Origin of the sequence: Streptosporangium jomthongense, assembly GCF_042650425.1 — a bacterium.
Classification (GTDB): Bacteria; Actinomycetota; Actinomycetes; order Streptosporangiales; family Streptosporangiaceae; genus Streptosporangium.
This window is the reverse complement of sequence record NZ_JBHSBC010000021.1, coordinates 96,436-114,232: the sequence shown is the minus strand read 5'-3', so window position 1 is coordinate 114,232 and position 17,797 is coordinate 96,436. Positions and strand designations below refer to the sequence as shown.

Genomic DNA, 17,797 nt, shown 5'->3' with positions numbered 1-17,797 from the left:
AGCTATTCACGGCAATCTTGTTTGTCCTGAAGGGTATTGGGGTGGTCGTATTTGCCCGCGAGATCGAGTTCCGTCATCCGGGCCTCTCCCGGCGGACGTACAAATGAGGAGATGGTAAGGCATCGTGGTGACAATGTCCACGAGTGCTCGGTTCCGACAGATTATGCATTGCCGTACTGAGCGAGAGAGCTGAGGGTTACAGCAGTTCGAGGAGCGTGAGTCCGGTCTTGCTGATGAACCCGGTCAGCAGCTCAGGCTGGTGCTGCATCTGAGCTTGAAAGGCTGAAGTTACAGCGGTTCGAGGATCAGGCCAGTCTGGGCGATGAAGCCATCGAGCAGCGCAGGACGGTACTGCATCCGTTTGAGTTTCGTCTTGACCAGCATGGTGAGCTGATCGACGTCATGGGCAGCGAGGTTGGCCAGGCCGCGCTTGAGGACCGACCACACCCCTTCGGCCGGGTTCAACTCCGGGGCGTAGGCGGGCAGTCGGAAGACCGTCAGCCAGGCCCGCGCCTCGATCGCGGCGCGCATCGCCCGTGACAGGTGACGGCGGTCGTTGTCCCACACCAGCACCAGCCGCCCGCCGAGTTGAGCGTGCGCGGCATCCAGCAACCTCGCGAACTGCGCAGGCCCGAAGCCCTTGACCTCACCCGGCTGCCCGCGCCGGACCAGGACCCGGTACATCAGCCGGGTACGCTGCCCCGGCTTGGCGCACACCAGCCCGACCACCGCCACCCGGCCGTACCCCTTGCCGGTCACCGTGACCACCGGAGTGCGGCCGCACGGCGCCCAGGTCCGTGCCTGGGGCGGTCTCAGGTTCTGCCCGCACTCGTCTTCCCAGTACAGCCAGGTGCCCAGGTCGAGCGCCGCCCTTTTATCGCCGGCCACTCCTCGGCGACCCACGAGGTGATCACCCCCTCGCTGCGCTCAACGGCCCGCTGCACGGGGATCTGCGGACTCCAGCCCAGGCGGTGTAGCAGATACGACATCTCACGCAAGGTGTAGCGGACGTGAAACAACGCCGCGATCAGGTCGGCGATTCGGGCCAGCGTCCAGCGCTGGTCCTCCAGATATCCATGCGCGGCCGGACCGCGCTCCAGCTCGGCCCGCAGCCGCTGCAGGCGCCGCGCATCCAACCGGCATTTCTCCCCGCCCGGTCCCTTGGAGGCCAGTGCCTCCGGCCCGCCGTCCTGCCGGGTGCGGTACCAGCGATTGGCCGACATCCGGCTTACCCGAAACCGTCGCGCCACTTCCGGGGCCGGTACTCCTTGTGCGAACAGCTCCGTGGCCTCGAAGCGCAACCGCTCCCGCCGGGCGCGTTCCGCGGCGGTCAGCCCGCCGCCCTCGGCATACCTCATACCTCTGGGATAACCGATCGCCGTAAGCCATCACCGGCCGACCCCGTCGTAACACCGGCCTTTCAAGCTCAGATGCGTTTGAGCCGGTGCTTGATCAGGACGGTGAGCTCGTCGATCCCGTGGACGGCGAAGTTGAGCAGTGCGGCGCGCAGGCTGGACCAGATCGCCTCGACCGGGTTGAGATCGGGAGTGTAAGCGGGCAACTGGTAGACCAGCAGCCAGTCGGCGTGCGCTGCGATCCACTGCCGCATCCGGGCGCTGACGTGCTTGGGCATGCCTGTCCCACACCAGAGAGATCGGGCCGCCGAGCTGAGCATGAGCCGCCTGCAACAGCGCCGCGAAGTCCGCCGCGGTGAAGCCCTTCCGTTCGCCCTTGCGCTGGTGATACGTGATCGTGCGGTAGATCAACCGGACACGCCCGCCGGGCTTGATGCAGATCAGGGCGGCGATCGAGACCCGGCCGCGATCACCGTAGGACACCGGCAACACCGGGGGTCGCCCCCCCGGGGTGCCCAGGTTTTGCCTTTGGGCGGTCTCAGACTCTGGCCGGACTCGTCGGCGAACACCAGCTACGATCCCCAGGTCGCCCGGGTGCTTTTATCGCCGGCCACGCTCGCCTGCCCCATTCGGTGACCCGCGTCTCGTCGCGCCGGACGGCACGGTGGGCCGGCACCTGGAACGACCAGCCCAGCCGCCGCAGCAGATAGGACACCCCGCGCGAGGTGTAGGAGATGTGGAACGTCTCGGCGATCAGTACGGCCACGCGCGGTGCCATTCAGCGCTGGTTGTTCCATCCGTGAGCGGCGGCGCCCTCCTCCAACTGGATCAGTTGCTCCTCGGACAACTTGCCGCCGCCCCCCGCGGCACCTTCGGAGGCCAGGGCGGCCTTGCCTCCGGCCTGCCAGGCTCGATGCCACTCATAGGCCGACTTGCGCGTCACTCCCAGTAGTTGCGCCACTCGGGGCGGGCTGATGCCTCCGGCGAACATGTCCGCCGCCCGCAGCCGCAGCCCCTCTCGCCAGGCCCGGACCCGCGCAGACAGCCCCCGCTTCTGTCTGAATACCTCATACATCCAGGCTGTCATCTGCGGAAAAGGCCTGACAGGTGAGAGGCGAACTCGTCACGCCCACATTTCTCGCTCAGTACAGCAGCTCCATACAGCAACACCGTTTGACACGATCACGCGCCACTGACCCGCATCTACCGCCTGACCAGGGCGGGAGGGCGCTGGCGAGGCGTCTGCCCCTGCCTACGGATCAGAAGGTTAGGGGTTCGAGTCCTCTCGGCCGCGCAAGAAAAAAGCCCAGCTCACCACCCGGTGAGCTGGGCTTTTTCATGCCCCGAGTCAGGCAACGGTGTCCGGCTGCGTCCGCCCCTGACCGGCTGCGTCGGCTGGTTCTTCCCAATGCTTTCCCGCGGGGAAGAGCGCAAGACTTCGGAGATTCGACGCATGGCGATCTTGCCGTGATCGGTGAGGCACTTCTCATAGGTCCGGTGGAGAACCTCGGTGTTGTTGCCCGCCCACTCGGCGACCTGCTTCGGCGCGACACCGGCGTTGAGCCACGTGGGCAGGCAGGCATGCCGCAGGTCGTAGGGACGCCTGGCCAGCGGTGAGGCGTACTCCTCAGGGCTCAGGGCTTTCTTCCGCGCCTGTCGCCAGATCCGTAGGACTGTGCTCTTGGCCAGCACACCGCCGTGTGCTCCGTAGAACACGCGTCCATCGGGGTGTCAACGGCGGCTGAACCTTGACCCCCTGGCGTCGCCTGAATTCTGACCCCCTTGATGTGCTTGATCATTACTGCTCGTTGCTGTGGCCGGTCGCGGGGACACGGCCCAGATCACGGTTCTTGAGGCGATAACTGTCTCCCTTGAGACTGATGACCTCGGCGTGATGAACCAGGCGATCGATCATCGCTGCGGCCACCACATCGTCGCCGAAGACCTCTCCCCACCGGCCGAACGGCTTGTTACTCGTGACGATTACGCTCGCTCGTTCATAGCGGCTGGAGACCAGCTGGAAGAACAGATTGGCGGCCTCGGGCTCGAACGGGATGTAGCCGACCTCGTCGACGACCAGGACCGGGATGCGCGACAGCTTGGTCAGCTCGTCTTGGAGTTTCCCGGCGGCATGAGCCTCGGCCAGGCGGTCGACCCACTGGGCGGCGGTGGCGAACGCGACCCGGTGCCCGGCCTGGCAGGCACGAATACCCAAACCGATGGACAGGTGGGTTTTGCCGGTGCCGGGCGGGCCGAGGAAGACCACGTTCTCCCGGGCGGCGACGAAGTCCAACGTCCCCAGATGAGCGATGACCTCACGCTTGAGAGAGCGCTGATGGTCATAATCGAAGTCCTCCAGCGCTTTGCGGGCCGGGAACCGGGCGAACCGGATCCGGGCCTCGCCGCCATGGGATTCACGGGCCGATACCTCTCGTTGCAGGCAGGCGGCCAGGAACTCCTCATGACTCCAGGATTCGACCCGGGCCCGCTCGGCCAGCCGGTCGACGGCGGCGGCCAGTGACGGCGCTTTGAGCACCCGGGTGAGATAAGCCAGCTCAGCACCGATGTTGCGGGAGGCAGCGGTGGATGGCCTGCCCGTCGCGGGCATCACCTCACCCATTACGCCACCCCCTCGATGCCCAGCACGACGTCGTAATCGCTGAGCCGGCGCTGCTCGACGTCGGTATCAGCCAAGCTGGCGGTCGCGGCGGCCGCCATTGGCAGGCGCGTGCCGCGCAGCAAAGCGGCGGCGTGTTCATGGGCGGGGTCGGTGATGGTCTGATGTGGTGCCCAGCATCGCTCATGCCGGGCAACCACCTGCCCGGCACAGGTCACCCTGACCTGCCCCAGATCGGCGACAACCTCGACCATCCGGCCGATCACCGAAGGGTGCACCGAGTAGTCACACGAGGCGATCCGCACGTAGTGATCGCGCGGCAGCCGGACCGAGGCGCGCCGTCCAATCGCAGGGGCGACGGGCGGCAACGCCACCATCGCCGCCAGATCCGCGCCCAGCCGGTCCGCGGGCCGACACTCCAAGCGTCGATGATGACGGCTGTTGGCCTTGGCCAGCCAATCGGCGAGCTGAGCGTTGAAGTCCTGCGGGGAGGCGAAGCTGCGGCCGGGCAGAAAGGAGGTCTCCAGATAGCCGTTGGCTCTTTCCACCAGCCCCTTGGCTTCGGGGTCACCGGGCCTGCACTGGGCAATCCGGATGCCCAGAGCGCCGCGAAACGCGGTGGCGTCGGCGGTCAGCCGGGGTCTGCCGTGCTTCCACTGGCCGATCGCCGACTCGTTGTCCCAGATCAGCGTCTTGGGTGCCGCCCCCAGGTGCGATAGCAACGCCCAGTGCCCGGCGAACAGGTCCCCGGCCGTGCGAGAGGGCAGCATCCGGGCCATCAGCCAGCGTGAATAGCCCGACACCATGACCAGTACCGGTGGGCTGGCCCGGTGCCCGGCGCCGAGGGGGATCTTCACCGGCGGGAACCACAGATCGCATTGGGCCAGTTCCCCGGCCTGGTAGGTCGTCCGGGACGACGGGTCGACCGGTTTGTAGTGCGGCCGAAGCAGCCGCACCCGCTCCTTGAGCACGGTCAGCGACCGCTGCCAGCCGATCCGTTCAGCGATCACCGTCGCGGGCATGTCCGGGAACTCGGCCAGTAACTGCCGGATTCGCGGCTCGACCGCGTCCACGATCGAGCCTTTGCCGGCCCGTCGGTACTTCGGCGGTGTGTCGGCCGCCAGCGCGCTTTTCACGGTGTTCTTCGAGATGCCCATGCGCCGGGCGATCGCCTTGATCGGCATCGCTTCGGCTCGGTGCAACCGGCGGATCTCCGCCCAGTCCTCCACCTTGATCACCCTCCAGAGTGACTGAAGGGGGGTCAGTTTTCGGCCGTCGCCACAGGGTCAGTTTTCACCCGTCGCTGACACGGGGCCGGTGCCGTTCTCCGCGAGGTGCCTGCGCAGGATGGCGACCAGCTCGGGCGGGCAGGATCCTCGCCCTCGGCGCGGGGCTTCAGGCAGGTCTACGAGCGCGCACGGTTCGTCAAAGAAGGGAACTCCCACACATGCCTTGACGAGCTACTACCGCCCGGAGGATGTCCAGGGAACGCCGCTCGTGGATCCGACGCCTGGCCCTGCGGGCCGCAGAGGAGGTTTCGCGGTCCTTACCCTTCAAAGGCTGGAACCGGACAGTATGACCGAGACGATTCACGCGCGCATGCCGACACCGGATGATTCCGAGATGCTGGCGCTGCCAGCCGGCGAGCCGGTTGATCCTCCAGCGGCGCATGTTCACCCGTGAAGGCCGCCTGGTCGGGTTCGCCCGAGGCGTGTACGCCTCGTCGCGCTTCGCATGTTCTACACGTTCAAGATTCCCGACTGAGGACAGGTAGAAGCCATGGCTACCAGTGCCTCTGTCCCTGACGTGCTCCGTGCTGACGTCGAGACGTTGTGGGACTACCACGACATGCACCACACCGTACGGCCAGCGGGCGTCGGCATCGGCCTGGGAAGTCATGACCTCGGGGTTGCCACCCATGCCGCCGATCTCTACTTGCGAGGGTTGTTCCCGCTGATCGTGTTCACGGGGGCCAATGCCCCCACCACGGTCAGCAGGTTTCCGCGCGGCGAGGCCGTTCACTACAAAGAGCATGCCGTCGAGCGGGGTGTGCCCGATGGGGTGGTGCTGGTCGAGCCGCGAGCGACGAACACGGGAGAGAACTTCACCTACACCCGCGATCTTCTGGCCCAGCATGGGATCACCATCACGTCGGCGGTGCTCATCTCACGCCCCTACCAGCAACGGCGCGCGTACGCCACGTGCAAAAAGATCTGGCCGGAGATCGAAGTCACCTGCGCGTCGCTCCCACTTTCGCTTGACGACTACGTCGAGAACATCGGGGATGTGGATCGCGTGATCAACATGCTGGTCGGTGACACCCAGCGGATCACGGAGTACGCCAAGAAGGGCTTCGCCGTCGAACAGCCGTACCCGGATGAGGCCCGGGCGGCCTTCGAGCGCTTGGTGGATGCCGGGTACACGAGTCGTCTGATCTAATCCTCCGCGCCTGGTTGAGGCAGTGAACGCGAAGGGGCGGACTCCATCCAAGTCGGCCCCTTCGCCATGTCCAGTCCTCAATTGTCCGATTTCCGCCGGGTGCATCCGGTCCGGGGTGAACATGATGAGCGCATGATGGCAGAAGCAACGACGAATGACTGCCCGGCTTCGGAGGGCGACGAGGGCAGGAGCTCATTGGCAGTGCTGGAGAGGTTCTACCGGGCGGAAGTTGCCTATATCGCCGCAGGGGGCCTCGGCAAGGCCGATTTCGGCGAGCTTGCTGAGTGCCTGGACCCAGAGGTCGTGATGTATCAGGCGGACTCCCTGCCCTACGGGGGCACCTGGCGTGGACCGAGCGGCATCGAGCAGTTCATGGCCGCCATGAGCGAGGCATGGCAGTCCCTGGAGTTCCTGGAGCAGAAGTATGTGGTCGACGGCGGCAGCGTCGTGGTCTGGAACCGCGGCATCCTGCGCGCCCGCGCCACCGGCCGGGCCTTGGAGACCTCGGTGATGCAGCTGATGACGATCAAGAATGGTCGCATCGCCGAGATACACCCGTTCTACCTGGATACTTCTGCGGTCCTGCACGTCCTACGCCCGGACGGCGACGTCTAACCTGGCTGTGGAATGAGCAGCACGACCTCGGCTCGTGCAGTCTCAGTTCACCCCGTACGGAGGTGTTGGCCGAGGGCAACATGAGAGCCGACGCCATAGCTGGAGACCTCGACGACCTGCGGTGAACGACGGTCCGCAGACTTGGAAAGCATGATGGGGTAGTCCCCTCAAGAGTGAGAAGGGGCAAGTCGCAGCTTTTCCCAATGCCTTCCCACCTTTGGTAGTGGGGCGTGTTGTGTACAACATCCATGTTGGCGGCGTGCTGAACCTTCCTCTACAGATCAGAAGGTCTGGGCATTGAGTCCTCTTGGCCGTGTACAACGGAAGCCCTGATCAGCAGTGATGATCAGGGCTTTTCGCTTGGAGATCATGTTTCGGTGTTTGGCGGTTGTTGGGTGATGTCGGCTGATCGTCTCCAGTACCGCCCCGCACTCGGGATCCGGGTCTCGTTGGTCCGCCCGCTTGGCGAGGCCCCGTGAGGGCCTTTCTCGTGGGTTCTGTGAAGGACCTCCACACGCTCGGACCTGCTTCGACGGAATGCCCGCGTTGAGCCATGCGGAGAGGCAGGCAGTGAGGCGTGGTCCTCGGTTCTCCGAGCCGTCTCGCTGACCTTCGCCGGATCCGCAGGGACTGGCTCGGCCATGGATGAGAAGGCTCAGTGCCTCTCCGAAGGGGGCGCCGCTCAGATGGGAAGGACGTACACGGGTTCGCCTGGCGACGTCGGCCCCTTCTTGGCGTAGGTCAGAAGGGGCCGTCCTCCGGGTAGCCGGCCTTTGTGACGGCCTTGCGGGTCTTCGCGTTGAGTTTCTTTTCGCTGATGACCTTGCCGGCTGCCGGTGCGGAGATCTTCACCTTGGTGCCCCAGCCCGAATACCTGGTGTCGGTGTGGAAGGCCATCTGGTCATAGGCCGAGCTGCCGCTGTCCGGGTAGGCCGTCGTGTCGACGACCGTGCGGGTGAGCAGGTTGTGTTCGTCGAAGTACAGGTGGAACTCGACGTCGCCTTCCCCGGCGGACTTGTCGTGCCGGAAGTCGGTGAGTTTGGCGGTGCCCTGATATTCGCCGGTCGCCACTTCTGATGCGTTGTCCAGCATGAACTTCAATTCCGCTGGGGTGACGCCCAAATTAAGGATGGTGTTTTCGCGCTCACTGGTCTTCGACTGGATCCAGGAACGACCGGAGGGCAGTGCCTTGGCGATGTCGGCGTTGGTCACGTAGGCGTTTCTGCCTTCGGTGATGACGCGGTAGGGAGGTTTGGACCCTTTCAGGCGTGAGGACGTGCGGACACGGAGGTCGGCAGCCGCTATGTTGCCTTTGCCGAAAGCCACGGTGCCGGTCGAGCTGGTGTTCACCTGTACCTGCATGGCCTGGTCGTCGACGGTGAAATCGAGGGTGATGCCACCTGATTCGGTGATCTTTACGCCCTTGCCCGGGACCAGTTGGGCCTTCAGGGCTTTCACCGGGTCCACCGGAGCGGCCTGCACGGTTGTGGCGGATGCCGCCTGAGCGGGTATGGCCACCGCGCCCACGGCCGCGGCTGTCGCCACGATGCCTGCGAAGAAGAGTTTCATCAACGTCCTTGCTTAGGGGGATACAGCAGGGAAAAGAGTAGAGGGTGATGCAGATGAGACAAGGGATATGATGTAACAATCTTTGCAGGGCGGTGACCACCAAGCGGTGACGGCCCTCGATGAAGGCGGTCGGGGTGGTTCTTGCGTCCACTCTCGTGTTTTCGGTTAACCCAATCTCTCCCACGGGCTGACCTTGCCTTCCTCAGTAGATGAAGGGGCATTTCGCATCGTTGGCGGTGCTTATCGTGCGCGCGCAGTCCGATGTCTCGCGTTTGCCTGCCGAGTTCCGCCGCCCGCGCCCTCAGTTGGAGCATGCGCGCCACGATGACGGCCGCTCCCGCCGGCGCGGTTGCCAACGACGGGCCTGGAAACTGATGGACGTTCGTAGAACGTGATTGCGGCGAAGGCATCAATGAGCAGGCGTTTCTGACACTGGTAGACGCGGGCGGACGTTCTCGGACCGGCTACGGATCAGAAGGCGTTTTCTCGGCCGCGCAGCAGGTCGGAGCCCTCTGCACCCTCCCGGAAAGCCTCTTTCCTGTCCGTGCGGCAGCGGGACACGGCAACGCGGTCTCACACAGAGAACCATCCGTGGGTATCACGTGTTGAGGCTGGGGTTTTTTCAGGGCTGAGGATGCGAGGTCAGACTTCCGAGATCATCTCGGAGACGGCGGATCCACTCGATGGGGAAGGCCTGATCGAGTCGCTCCTTGCTGATCCACGGTGTCCCCTTCTTCGCTGGCGGGAGGCCACACCGTTCTGTACCGTCAGGTGGTTTCCAGGAGCCGGGCAGGTCAGTACGGCGAGGCGTTGGCACGTCCGGTGCGGCTTCTCGGCTCCGCTCGCTGGTGTGGATCACGCCCTTGATGGGCTTCCGTGCTGTTCGTACGGTGAGAGCCGCGAACGCTTCGAGAAGCGCCTCTCGCCTTTCCGGGATTCGAGGGTGACCGCTGTCGCGTACTCGGGTGTTCGGTCTGCGGTCTTGGAGGACCTCTCGATCAGGCCGGGCACCTCCAAGCTCGTCCGGCCGCGGCGTGGCCGGGTGCGAAGGCCGGCCGGATCGCCTCGTATGCGATGCCGGGGCGCGGCGGCTGGTCCTCGACGCGGTCGTTGGCCCCTTGGAGAAGATCGTGTAGGTGGCTTGGGCGTGCCGTCCACCCGCTCTCGGTGGCCGGCGGCAGCTTGGACGGCGCAACGGCCGTTCTCGTCCCGGGTGACGCGGGCCGGTGCGGGGAACGCGCGGGCGATCTCCTCGCTGGGCAGGCCACCGATCACGCGTGGGGTCGGCCCGCCCGGCCCCGGGGAAGAGCACGGGGCGGTAGCCGACGAACGTCGGTGCCGACACGCCGTCATCGGTCTTGCCGGGATCGGTTCTTCGTTGATGGCTGAGTTGACCGTCGAGTCGGCCGACGGCGGGGCGCATCGATTCTGGAAGGTGGTCGGATGGCGGAGCGGGTCGATCCTCCACGGTCCAGTTGGTCGGCCGGGTTCGCCGGAGGGGCGAGCGGCCATGACGTCACCGTCTCCCGGTCGAGGCTTCGGTCGGCTCGAAGTCGCCGGTGAACCGGGCCGACTCGACGACAGTCCGTGCCGACCAACCCGTAGGGCGGCCTCGGTGCCGGTCATGCCCATAGGATCCGGCCGCCGGTCCAGATCTGGGTGGTCAATCGTTGGTCTGCGGGACCTCGTCGTCCCCGGGTACCCGCCGAACCTCGATCTTGGACCCGCGAGCCACCGGGACCCGCTTGGCCCATTCGATCGCCTCCTGTTTCGAGGCGACGTCGAGCATGAAGAAGCCTCCGAACAGTTCCTTGGTCTCGCCGTACGGTCCGTCCGTGACCACCGGGGTCTCGCCGCTGAAGTCGACCACGACGCCCTGGCCCGGATCGTCCAGCCCTTCCGCCGCCAGGAGAACACCGGCCTTGACCGCGTCCTCGATGAATAGGCGGGTCGTGGCCATCATCTCGTCGATATCGGCCATCATGGCCGCGTTCGACTCGTCGGTGCCCCGCATGATCAGCAGGTACTTCGACATCGCGTTCTCCTCGTCCGTCGGGGCCGCCTCTCGACTCCCTCATCTACACGTCGAATGAGCGGCCCGCGAATCGACACGGCCTCGGGGAAATCTCTCACCGTGACGTGGCTGATCTTTCCGGTCCGCGTTTCACCCGCCGAAGTGACCCCTGCGCGATGGCCGCGGTGATTGAGCCCCGGTTTTCGGGGTGGGAATCCGCGAGCACAGCAGGATGCGCATCGCGACAGCGGGGGCGGCCAGGAGCGACGTGAGGGTGGCCGGAGGCGACGCGGGGGTGGCCAAGAGCGACGAAGGGACAGCCAAAGGCGATGCGTGGGAGTGATCGGAGATGAGGCGCGGGCCGGGTGGTGTGGGGATGGCCAGGAACGACGAGAGGGCAATTAGGAATGACACGAGGATGGCGGGGGTGCATCGGATGGTATGGGGTAGCCAGAGTGAGGCGCAGATGCGCCGGGTGGTGCGGGGGTGGACAGAAGTGACGCAGGGGTGACCAGGGGTGATGTGGGGGCGGTTGGGAGTGAGGCGCGGCGCGCCGGGCGGTGTGAGGGTGGACAGGGGCGATTGGTCAGAGACGAGGCGTGGGCCGGATGGTGTGGGGACGGCCAGGGGAGACGAGAAGGCGATCAGGAGTGACACGAGGGTGACCAGGGGCGACGTGGAGGCGATCAGGGGCGATGCGGGATTGGCTGAGCGAGGCGCAGGCGCGCAAGGTGGTGTGGAGGCGCAGGCGCGCAAGGTGGTGTGAGGGTGGCTAGGAGCGATGAAGGGACGGTCAGGGGCGATGCGTGGGGTGATCAGAGATCGGGTGGTTGCGTCCACGGACGTGGTGTATGAGTTTCCCCAGCTAGATGGCGTGGCGCCGTGAAATGAGGACGGCCAGAGGCGACGTGGACGTGGCCAGGAGCGACGCGAGGGTGACCAAGGGCGACGTGACCAGGGGTGTCGAGAGGGCGGTCAGAGGCGACGTGGAAGTGGCCAGGGGTGCCGCGAGGGTGTGTCGGATAGTGCGGGGTAACCAGGGATGAGGCGCAGGGCGCCGGGTGGTGGGCTTGGGTCGTTGGGCTGCTCGTCCGGGGGTAGTTGATTTTGAAGTTCTGGTTAAAGTTCTGCGGTTTCATTGGCTGCTGTTCCGCTTGGTGAAGACGGTGTCGCCGCTCCTGGTGGTCCTGTGCACGGCCTGTACGTGCCTGTGGTCACTTCATGGCAGGCCTGGATTTAAATATGGTTTTCACCATATTGGGGCATAGTTCACTATCTGCGTATTTAACTGCTTTATCCGGCGAATGAACGTGTCGTGAGGATGAGAACGGCATGACAGAAGCCTGACAACGGTATGAAAACAGCCCAAATATCGCTACAGGCAGGCGCGGTTCCATGGTCCAGCGCAGGGGGTCGGTGCGCGGAGGAGAGGATCCCGCCCGCGGGTGTGCGTCGTGATCTTCCAGCCACCCGGAGAGGGGGGTATCGTGGGTGTCACACGCGCAGGTCTCCGCGATCTATCAGATTTTCTTAAAGATCCCGTGTAGAACTCCTCGATGGACGGGTGCTCTCGCCCGCCAACAGACTCCCTTCCTGAGATCCAGCAGCGGACCCGAACGATTGGGACCGCCTCACAGGAAGCGCGATCTATGGCGAATCGATCCCGGAGAGTGGCGCCCGTAGGGCTCGCGCTCGTCCTGGCCCTCGTGACGGCGGGCTGCAACGCGAACTCGCAGTCCAGCTCGCAGTCCGCCGAGCCGACGAAGGACAAGAACGCGACGGCGCTTGAGTCCGTGCCGAAGGGCCAGACTCTGCACTACCTCTCGCGGCGCGCGAACGAGTCCTTCGAGACAGCCAACGCGCAGATGGTGCCGACCAGCCGGTTGCGGTGGGTGCACCGCGGGCTGACGTCGTGGCAGACGTTCCCGGACAAGGACACGGTCCTCGTGCCGGACCTCGCCACCGACACCGGTACGACGGACGACGGCGGCAAGACGTGGACCTTCACGCTGAAGGAGGGCCTGAAGTTCTCCGACGGCAGCCCGATCACCGCGCAGGACGTGAAGTACGGCATCGAGCGGTCGTTCGCGCCGATGTTCCAGGGCGGCCTCGGCTACCACAAGACGCTGCTGGTCGGCGGCGCCGACTACGACGGCCCGTACGACGGCAAGAAGCTCGACTCCATCGAGGTCGTCGACGACCGCAAGATCGTCTTCCGTCTGGCGCGCCCGTTCGGCAACTGGCCGTGGATCGTCAGCATGCCGGCCTTCGCGCCGGTGCCCGCCGCGGCCGACACCAAGCCGGAGACGTACGGCGAGCGCCCGGTCGCCAGCGGCCCGTACCAGGTGACGAGCTTCCGCAAGGGCTCGCAGGCCGTACTGGAACGCAACCCGAACTGGAAGGCCGACACCGACCAGGTACGGCTCGCCGGTCCGGACAAGATCGTCCTCGACATGGGCCTGAACAACGACACGATCGTGCAGCGCCTCATCGACGACAAGGGTGCGGACAAGAACGCGATCAGCAACGCGCTCATCTCGCCGTCGCAGTTCCAGCGGATCGAGTCCGACCCGTCGATCTCCAACCGCATGGCCAACAGCCCGTCGGGCTACTTCCGCTACCTCGCCATGAACGTCAAGCGCCCGAGCCTCTCCGACGTCCGCGTCCGGAAGGCGATCAACTACGCGATCAACAAGGCCGAGCTGCAGAGCGTGTACGGCGGTCCGAAGTTCGGCGGCCAGATCACCTCGACCATCATGACGCCCGGCATCCCCGGCCGCACCGAGTACAACCTGTACGACGGCGGCGAAACCGGCAACGTCGACAAGGCGAAGGAGCTGCTCACCGAGGCCGGGGTCTCCGACCTGAAGCTCACGCTCACCTACCCGACCGACGTGAGCGCGATCGAGGAGAAGGAGGCCCAGAGCATCAAGAACTCGCTGGCGCGGATCGGCGTCAAGGTCGAGCTCAAGGGCCTCGACGGAGACACCTGGTTCGAGCTCATCTCTTCCGGCGACGGCGACTACGACATGACGACGAACGGCTGGGGAGCGGACTTCCCGAGCGGCATGAGCACCATCCAGCCGCTGTTCGCGTCGAGTGAGATCGGCGACGGCGGCGGCAACGCCTCCAAGTACTCCAACCCCAAGGTGGACGCCGCGATCGACGCCGCCGTCGCGGAGCCGGACCTCGGCAAGGCCGCCACGATGTGGGCCGCGATCGACAAGCAGATCATGGAGGACGCCCCGATCGTGCCGATCCTCGTGCAGCGCACGCAGGCCCTGGCCGGTTCGAAGATCATGAACTACTTCATCCCCGCCTACCCACCGTTCGCGAACGAGTTGGTCGTCGGTGTCGGCAGCTGAGATCCGGCAGGCGGAGGGCCGGGGCACGCCGGCCCTCCGCCGCTTCCTCAGGAAGCGGTCCGGCGTCGCCGGCCTGGTCATGCTGGTCGTGCCGCTCGTCGCGGGACTCTGCGCCCCGCTGCTCGTGTGGATCGAGGGACAGGACCCGAGCACCCTGCACACCGACCTGCTCGACCCGGACGGCGGCCGTCCGCTGGGCGCCTTCGGCGGCGTCAGCGCCGACCACTGGTTCGGCGTCGTCCCGGTGACGGGTGTCGACCTGTTCGCCCAGATCGTCTACGGCATCCGCTCGTCGCTGTTCATCGCGTTCGGGGCGAGCATCCTGTCGATCGCCTTCGCCGCAGTCCTCGGTACGGCGATCGGCTACTTCGGCGGCTGGTTCGGCGCCGTCGCCGGGCGGCTGATCGACTTCATGTTCGGCTTCCCCGGCCTGATGTTCGTCATCGCGATCATGGCGATCGTGCCCGAGGAGATGCCTCGGGGCCTGGTCCTCGTGCTGGTGCTGGCCTTCTTCGGCTGGACGGTCCCGGCCCGGATCATCGGCGCCCAGGCCGGAGCCGTCAACGCCCGCGCCTTCGTCGAGGCGGCGCGCGCGACCGGGGCCCCGCCCTGGCAGATCATCCGCCGCGAGATGCTGCCGCACCTCTTCGGCCTGGTCGTCGTCCTGTTCGCGATGTCGCTGCCCGGCAACGTCAGCGTTGTCGCGGGGCTGTCGTTCCTCGGCGTCGGTCTGCGTGGTGATGTCCCCGACCTGGGCAAACTGCTCTCGGACTCGCTGCCGTGGATCTACAGCGGCGCGGACGTCTGGTACATGCTCTTCCCGGGAGCCGTGGTGTTCCTGATCGTGTTCGGCGCCACGCTCGCCGGTGACGCGCTCCGCGACGTCCTCGATGTGCGCACGGAGGATGCCGCATGATCGTCTACATAGCCCGCCGCATGGTCACCGCGGTGTTCATGCTCCTCTCGATCGCCTTCGTGACGATCTGTCTCTTCTTCGGGGCCTCGAAGGACCCGGCCCGCTCCATGTGCGGCAAGCCGTGCCCGCCCGAGACCCGGGCCAAGGTCAGCGCCTACATGCAGACCGACCAGAGCGTGCTGTGGCAGTACACCGAGTTCGTGAAGGGCCTCTTCGCCGGCCGTACGTACGGCCAGGGCGCCCAGCAGGTGCACTGTCCCGCGCCCTGCTTCGGCTACTCGTTCCCGAACCGCAGCGACGTCACGACGCTCATCGCCGAGCGGCTGCCCGTCACGTTGTCGCTCGCGCTCGGCGCGGCCGTCCTGTGCCTCGTCGTGGGCATCGGCCTCGGCGCGTTGTCGGCGATACGCAAGGGCGGGGTCGTCGACCGGTTCTCGACCGGTTTCGCGATGTTCGGGCTGTCGGTGCCGACCTTCCTCGTCGGTCTGCTCGTCCTCCAGGTCTTCGGTTTCATGCTCAACGCGCTGCCGTACTCCGGCTTCGTGTCGTTCTCGGAGTCGCCGGCGGACTGGGCCTGGCACCTGATCGGCCCGTGGATGGTGCTGTCGTTCATCCTCGCCGCCGGATACATCCGGGTCACCCGTACCCAGCTCCTCAACGAGCTCTCGGCCGACCACCTCGTCGCGATGACCGCGCGCGGCGCGTCGAACCGGCAGGTGAACCGGCACGCCGTCCGCGGTGTGATGGTGCCGGTCGCGGCGATGTTCGCGCTCGACGTCACCGCGCTGCTGGGCGGATCGGTGATCGCGGAGAAGGTGTTCAGCCTGCACGGGCTCGGCGACCTGCTGTTGTCCGGCGTGAACGAGTCCGACCTGAGCATCGTCGTCGGGGTGACGCTCTTCTCCGCCTTCCTCATCATCGTCGGCAACCTGATCGCCGATCTGCTGATGCCGCTTCTCGATCCGAGGATCCGCCGTGTCTGACCCCGTACTCCAGATCGAGGACCTGTGTGTCTCGTTCACCAGCGGCGGCGTCACCGCCGATGTGGTCCGGGATCTCTCCGTGAGCCTGGACGGCGGACGCACCCTCGCCGTGGTCGGCGAGTCGGGTTCGGGCAAGACGATCACCGGCCGGGCGATCATGCGGCTGCTGCCGCGCGGGGCGAGCGCCAGGGGCCGGATCGTCGTCGCGGGCCGGGAGATGCTCTCCGCCGACGAGCGCGAACTGCGCCGGGCCCGCGGCCGCGAGGTCGCCATGGTGTTCCAGGACTCGATGTCCGCGCTCAGCCCGTACCTCGACATCGGCGCGCACATCGCCCAGGCGCTCCGCCTGCACGACGCGTCGGTCACCCGCCGCGCCGCGCGGGCCCGTGCGGTCGAGATGCTCGACCGGGTCGGCATCCCCGAGCCCGCGGACGCCGTACGCCGCTTCCCGCACGAGTTCTCCGGCGGCATGCGGCAACGCGCGGTGATCGCGATGGCCCTGGTGAACCGGCCCGCGCTCCTCATCGCCGACGAACCGACCACCGCGCTCGACGTGACGGTGCAGGCGCAGATCCTGGCCCTGCTCCGCGAACTCCAGCAGGAGTACGGCATGGCGATGCTCCTGATCAGCCACGACTTCGGGGTGGTGGGGAGCGCGGCGGACGAGGTCCTGGTGCTCTACGCGGGCCGCCAGGCCGAGTACGGCAGCCTCCGCGACATCTTCCACCGGCCCGCCCACCCGTACACCGCCGGTCTCCGCGCGGCCACGCCGCGACTGGACGCCCGGCTCGAAACCGGAGGGCGGCGGACCCGGCTGCGCGCCATCCCCGGCGCGCCCACGTCGCTGCGCGACGCCGGACCGGGTTGCGCCTTCGCGCCGCGCTGCGGCCTCGCCGACCAGGTCGGCGAACGCTGCCTCGTCGAGGCGCCACTGCCCACCGCCCGCCCGACCAGCGAGGTCGGCGGGCTGCACCTCGCGGCCTGCCACCTCGATCGTCTCCCCGCACCGCAGGAGGTCGCCCGGTGAGCGAGCCGATCCTGGAGATGACCGACGTCAGCAAGCGCTACCGCACGTTCGGTGGCTTCGGCCGTGGGCGCGGGGGTTTCCTCGCCGTCGACGGCGTCTCGCTCCACGTCGAGCGAGGCGAGGCGCTCGGCCTGGTCGGCGAGTCCGGCTCGGGCAAGTCCACACTGGCGCGGATGGCCAACGGCCTGGTGGTGCCGACGTCCGGCACCGTCCGTACGGGCGGGCAGGACCTCGCCCGCCTCGGCAGGCGAGGACTACGGCGGCTGCGGCGCAACGTCGCCATGGTCTTCCAGGACCCGTTGGCGTCGCTGAACCCGCGGCAGACCGTACGGCAGACGCTGGAGAACGTCTTCCGCGCGCACGGCGAGACGACGTCGACCGCCGAGCTGGTCACACTGCTGGAGTCGGTCGGCCTCGGCGCCGAGTACCTGGGGCGTTTCCCGCACGAGGCGTCCGGCGGGCAGCTCCAGCGCGTCGCCGTGGCCCGCGCGCTGGCCCTCAAACCGGATCTGATCATCGCGGACGAGCCGACCTCGGCGCTCGACGTGTCGGTGCGCGCCCAGATCCTCAACCTGCTGGCCGACCTGCAGCGCGACCAGGGGATCTCGTTCCTCCACGTCAGCCACGACCTGGCGGTGATCCGGCTCTACAGCGACCGCGTCGCCGTCATGCAGCGTGGCCGTATCGTCGAGACCGGTCCGTCCGACGAGATCTTCCGCTCCCCGCGGCACCCCTGCACGCGCGCGCTGGTCGAGGCGACACCGGAGGCGGAGCCGCCCCCCTGGCCTGCGGGAGCGTTGCGCGACGCCGACGAGGCGTGCCACGATCACGACCATGTCTCACCAAACGATCACCCTGTTGTGAGCCGGCCGGAGGCCGGCGCCACAGAGCACTGAA

At 66.7% G+C, this 17,797-nt stretch carries 17 protein-coding genes; 7 read left to right on the top strand and 10 right to left on the bottom strand.

Annotated elements, in window-relative coordinates; genetic code table 11:
* Positions 1–288 precede the first annotated feature (288 nt).
* The 8 genes from ACFOYY_RS21345 to istA form a co-directional block, all read right to left on the bottom strand.
* Complete coding sequence (locus tag ACFOYY_RS21345; RefSeq protein WP_386191178.1) at positions 289–888, bottom strand: transposase; 600 nt, start codon at positions 886–888, stop codon at positions 289–291.
* The gene (locus ACFOYY_RS21340; protein ID WP_386191175.1) at positions 813–1,358 is read right to left on the bottom strand and encodes a helix-turn-helix domain-containing protein; all 546 of its coding nucleotides are present in this window, start codon (positions 1,356–1,358) and stop codon (positions 813–815) included. Before ACFOYY_RS21340 ends, ACFOYY_RS21345 begins: the two co-directional genes overlap by 76 nt.
* A gap of 68 nt (positions 1,359–1,426) precedes the next feature.
* A complete protein-coding gene (locus ACFOYY_RS21335) occupies positions 1,427–1,633 on the bottom strand; it encodes a transposase (protein ID WP_386191172.1) in 207 nt (68 codons plus the stop codon).
* Positions 1,634–1,893: 260 nt separating this feature from the next.
* A complete protein-coding gene (locus ACFOYY_RS21330) occupies positions 1,894–2,133 on the bottom strand; it encodes a helix-turn-helix domain-containing protein (RefSeq protein ID WP_386191170.1) in 240 nt (79 codons plus the stop codon).
* Complete coding sequence (locus ACFOYY_RS21325) at positions 2,134–2,430, bottom strand: helix-turn-helix domain-containing protein (RefSeq protein ID WP_386191167.1); 297 nt, start codon at positions 2,428–2,430, stop codon at positions 2,134–2,136.
* Positions 2,431–2,666: 236 nt separating this feature from the next.
* The gene (locus ACFOYY_RS21320) at positions 2,667–3,047 is read right to left on the bottom strand and encodes a hypothetical protein (protein WP_386191165.1); all 381 of its coding nucleotides are present in this window, start codon (positions 3,045–3,047) and stop codon (positions 2,667–2,669) included.
* A 106-nt stretch (positions 3,048–3,153) separates the two neighbouring features.
* Positions 3,154–3,975 carry an IS21-like element helper ATPase IstB gene (istB, locus tag ACFOYY_RS21315; RefSeq protein ID WP_386191162.1) on the bottom strand — a complete coding sequence of 274 codons (822 nt, stop codon included), beginning with the start codon at positions 3,973–3,975 and terminating at the stop codon, positions 3,154–3,156.
* Positions 3,975–5,210, bottom strand: a complete 1,236-nt coding sequence (istA, locus tag ACFOYY_RS21310) for an IS21 family transposase (protein ID WP_386191159.1) — start codon at positions 5,208–5,210, stop codon at positions 3,975–3,977. The genes istB and istA overlap by 1 nt, the downstream gene beginning before the upstream one ends.
* Positions 5,211–5,751: 541 nt before the next feature.
* Between istA and ACFOYY_RS21305 the strand changes: the two genes are divergently transcribed.
* A complete protein-coding gene (locus ACFOYY_RS21305) occupies positions 5,752–6,411 on the top strand; it encodes a YdcF family protein (RefSeq protein WP_386191156.1) in 660 nt (219 codons plus the stop codon).
* Positions 6,412–6,543: 132 nt separating this feature from the next.
* Entirely contained in the window at positions 6,544–7,026 is a 483-nt protein-coding gene (locus ACFOYY_RS21300; RefSeq protein ID WP_386191153.1) for a nuclear transport factor 2 family protein, read from the top strand.
* A 741-nt stretch (positions 7,027–7,767) separates the two neighbouring features.
* Here the strand turns inward: ACFOYY_RS21300 and ACFOYY_RS21295 are convergent.
* Both ACFOYY_RS21295 and ACFOYY_RS21290 read right to left on the bottom strand, forming a co-directional pair.
* On the bottom strand, positions 7,768–8,595 hold the full coding sequence (locus tag ACFOYY_RS21295; RefSeq protein WP_386191150.1) for a hypothetical protein: 828 nt from the start codon (positions 8,593–8,595) through the stop codon (positions 7,768–7,770).
* Positions 8,596–10,258: 1,663 nt separating this feature from the next.
* The gene (locus tag ACFOYY_RS21290; protein WP_386191147.1) at positions 10,259–10,630 is read right to left on the bottom strand and encodes a YciI family protein; all 372 of its coding nucleotides are present in this window, start codon (positions 10,628–10,630) and stop codon (positions 10,259–10,261) included.
* 1,649 nt (positions 10,631–12,279) lie between these two features.
* On the opposite strand from ACFOYY_RS21290, the gene ACFOYY_RS21285 reads away from it, so the two are divergent.
* From ACFOYY_RS21285 to ACFOYY_RS21265, 5 genes are read left to right on the top strand one after another with little or no spacing between them, the layout of a single operon-like run.
* Positions 12,280–13,974, top strand: coding sequence for an ABC transporter substrate-binding protein (locus ACFOYY_RS21285; RefSeq protein ID WP_386191145.1), 1,695 nt, complete (start codon positions 12,280–12,282; stop codon positions 13,972–13,974).
* Positions 13,961–14,890 carry an ABC transporter permease gene (locus ACFOYY_RS21280; RefSeq protein WP_386191142.1) on the top strand — a complete coding sequence of 310 codons (930 nt, stop codon included), beginning with the start codon at positions 13,961–13,963 and terminating at the stop codon, positions 14,888–14,890. The genes ACFOYY_RS21285 and ACFOYY_RS21280 overlap by 14 nt, the downstream gene beginning before the upstream one ends.
* On the top strand, positions 14,887–15,873 hold the full coding sequence (locus tag ACFOYY_RS21275; RefSeq protein ID WP_362917408.1) for an ABC transporter permease: 987 nt from the start codon (positions 14,887–14,889) through the stop codon (positions 15,871–15,873). Before ACFOYY_RS21280 ends, ACFOYY_RS21275 begins: the two co-directional genes overlap by 4 nt.
* Positions 15,866–16,900 carry an ABC transporter ATP-binding protein gene (locus ACFOYY_RS21270; RefSeq protein ID WP_362917410.1) on the top strand — a complete coding sequence of 345 codons (1,035 nt, stop codon included), beginning with the start codon at positions 15,866–15,868 and terminating at the stop codon, positions 16,898–16,900. Before ACFOYY_RS21275 ends, ACFOYY_RS21270 begins: the two co-directional genes overlap by 8 nt.
* A complete protein-coding gene (locus tag ACFOYY_RS21265; protein WP_352012887.1) occupies positions 16,897–17,796 on the top strand; it encodes an ATP-binding cassette domain-containing protein in 900 nt (299 codons plus the stop codon). Before ACFOYY_RS21270 ends, ACFOYY_RS21265 begins: the two co-directional genes overlap by 4 nt.
* The last annotated feature ends 1 nt before the right edge of the window (position 17,797 follow it).

What these genes read in the sequence shown, in the direction of transcription:
- ACFOYY_RS21305 (WP_386191156.1), top strand. Translation starts at nt 5,752, where the DNA reads ATGGCTACCAGTGCCTCTGTCCCTGACGTGCTCCGTGCTGACGTCGAG.
- istB (WP_386191162.1), bottom strand. Translation starts at nt 3,975, where the DNA reads ATGGGTGAGGTGATGCCCGCGACGGGCAGGCCATCCACCGCTGCCTCC.
- ACFOYY_RS21300 (WP_386191153.1), top strand. Translation starts at nt 6,544, where the DNA reads ATGATGGCAGAAGCAACGACGAATGACTGCCCGGCTTCGGAGGGCGAC.
- ACFOYY_RS21330 (WP_386191170.1), bottom strand. Translation starts at nt 2,133, where the DNA reads ATGGCACCGCGCGTGGCCGTACTGATCGCCGAGACGTTCCACATCTCC.
- ACFOYY_RS21290 (WP_386191147.1), bottom strand. Translation starts at nt 10,630, where the DNA reads ATGTCGAAGTACCTGCTGATCATGCGGGGCACCGACGAGTCGAACGCG.
- ACFOYY_RS21325 (WP_386191167.1), bottom strand. Translation starts at nt 2,430, where the DNA reads ATGTATGAGGTATTCAGACAGAAGCGGGGGCTGTCTGCGCGGGTCCGG.
- ACFOYY_RS21275 (WP_362917408.1), top strand. Translation starts at nt 14,887, where the DNA reads ATGATCGTCTACATAGCCCGCCGCATGGTCACCGCGGTGTTCATGCTC.
- ACFOYY_RS21295 (WP_386191150.1), bottom strand. Translation starts at nt 8,595, where the DNA reads ATGAAACTCTTCTTCGCAGGCATCGTGGCGACAGCCGCGGCCGTGGGC.
- ACFOYY_RS21335 (WP_386191172.1), bottom strand. Translation starts at nt 1,633, where the DNA reads ATGCCCAAGCACGTCAGCGCCCGGATGCGGCAGTGGATCGCAGCGCAC.
- ACFOYY_RS21340 (WP_386191175.1), bottom strand. Translation starts at nt 1,358, where the DNA reads ATGAGGTATGCCGAGGGCGGCGGGCTGACCGCCGCGGAACGCGCCCGG.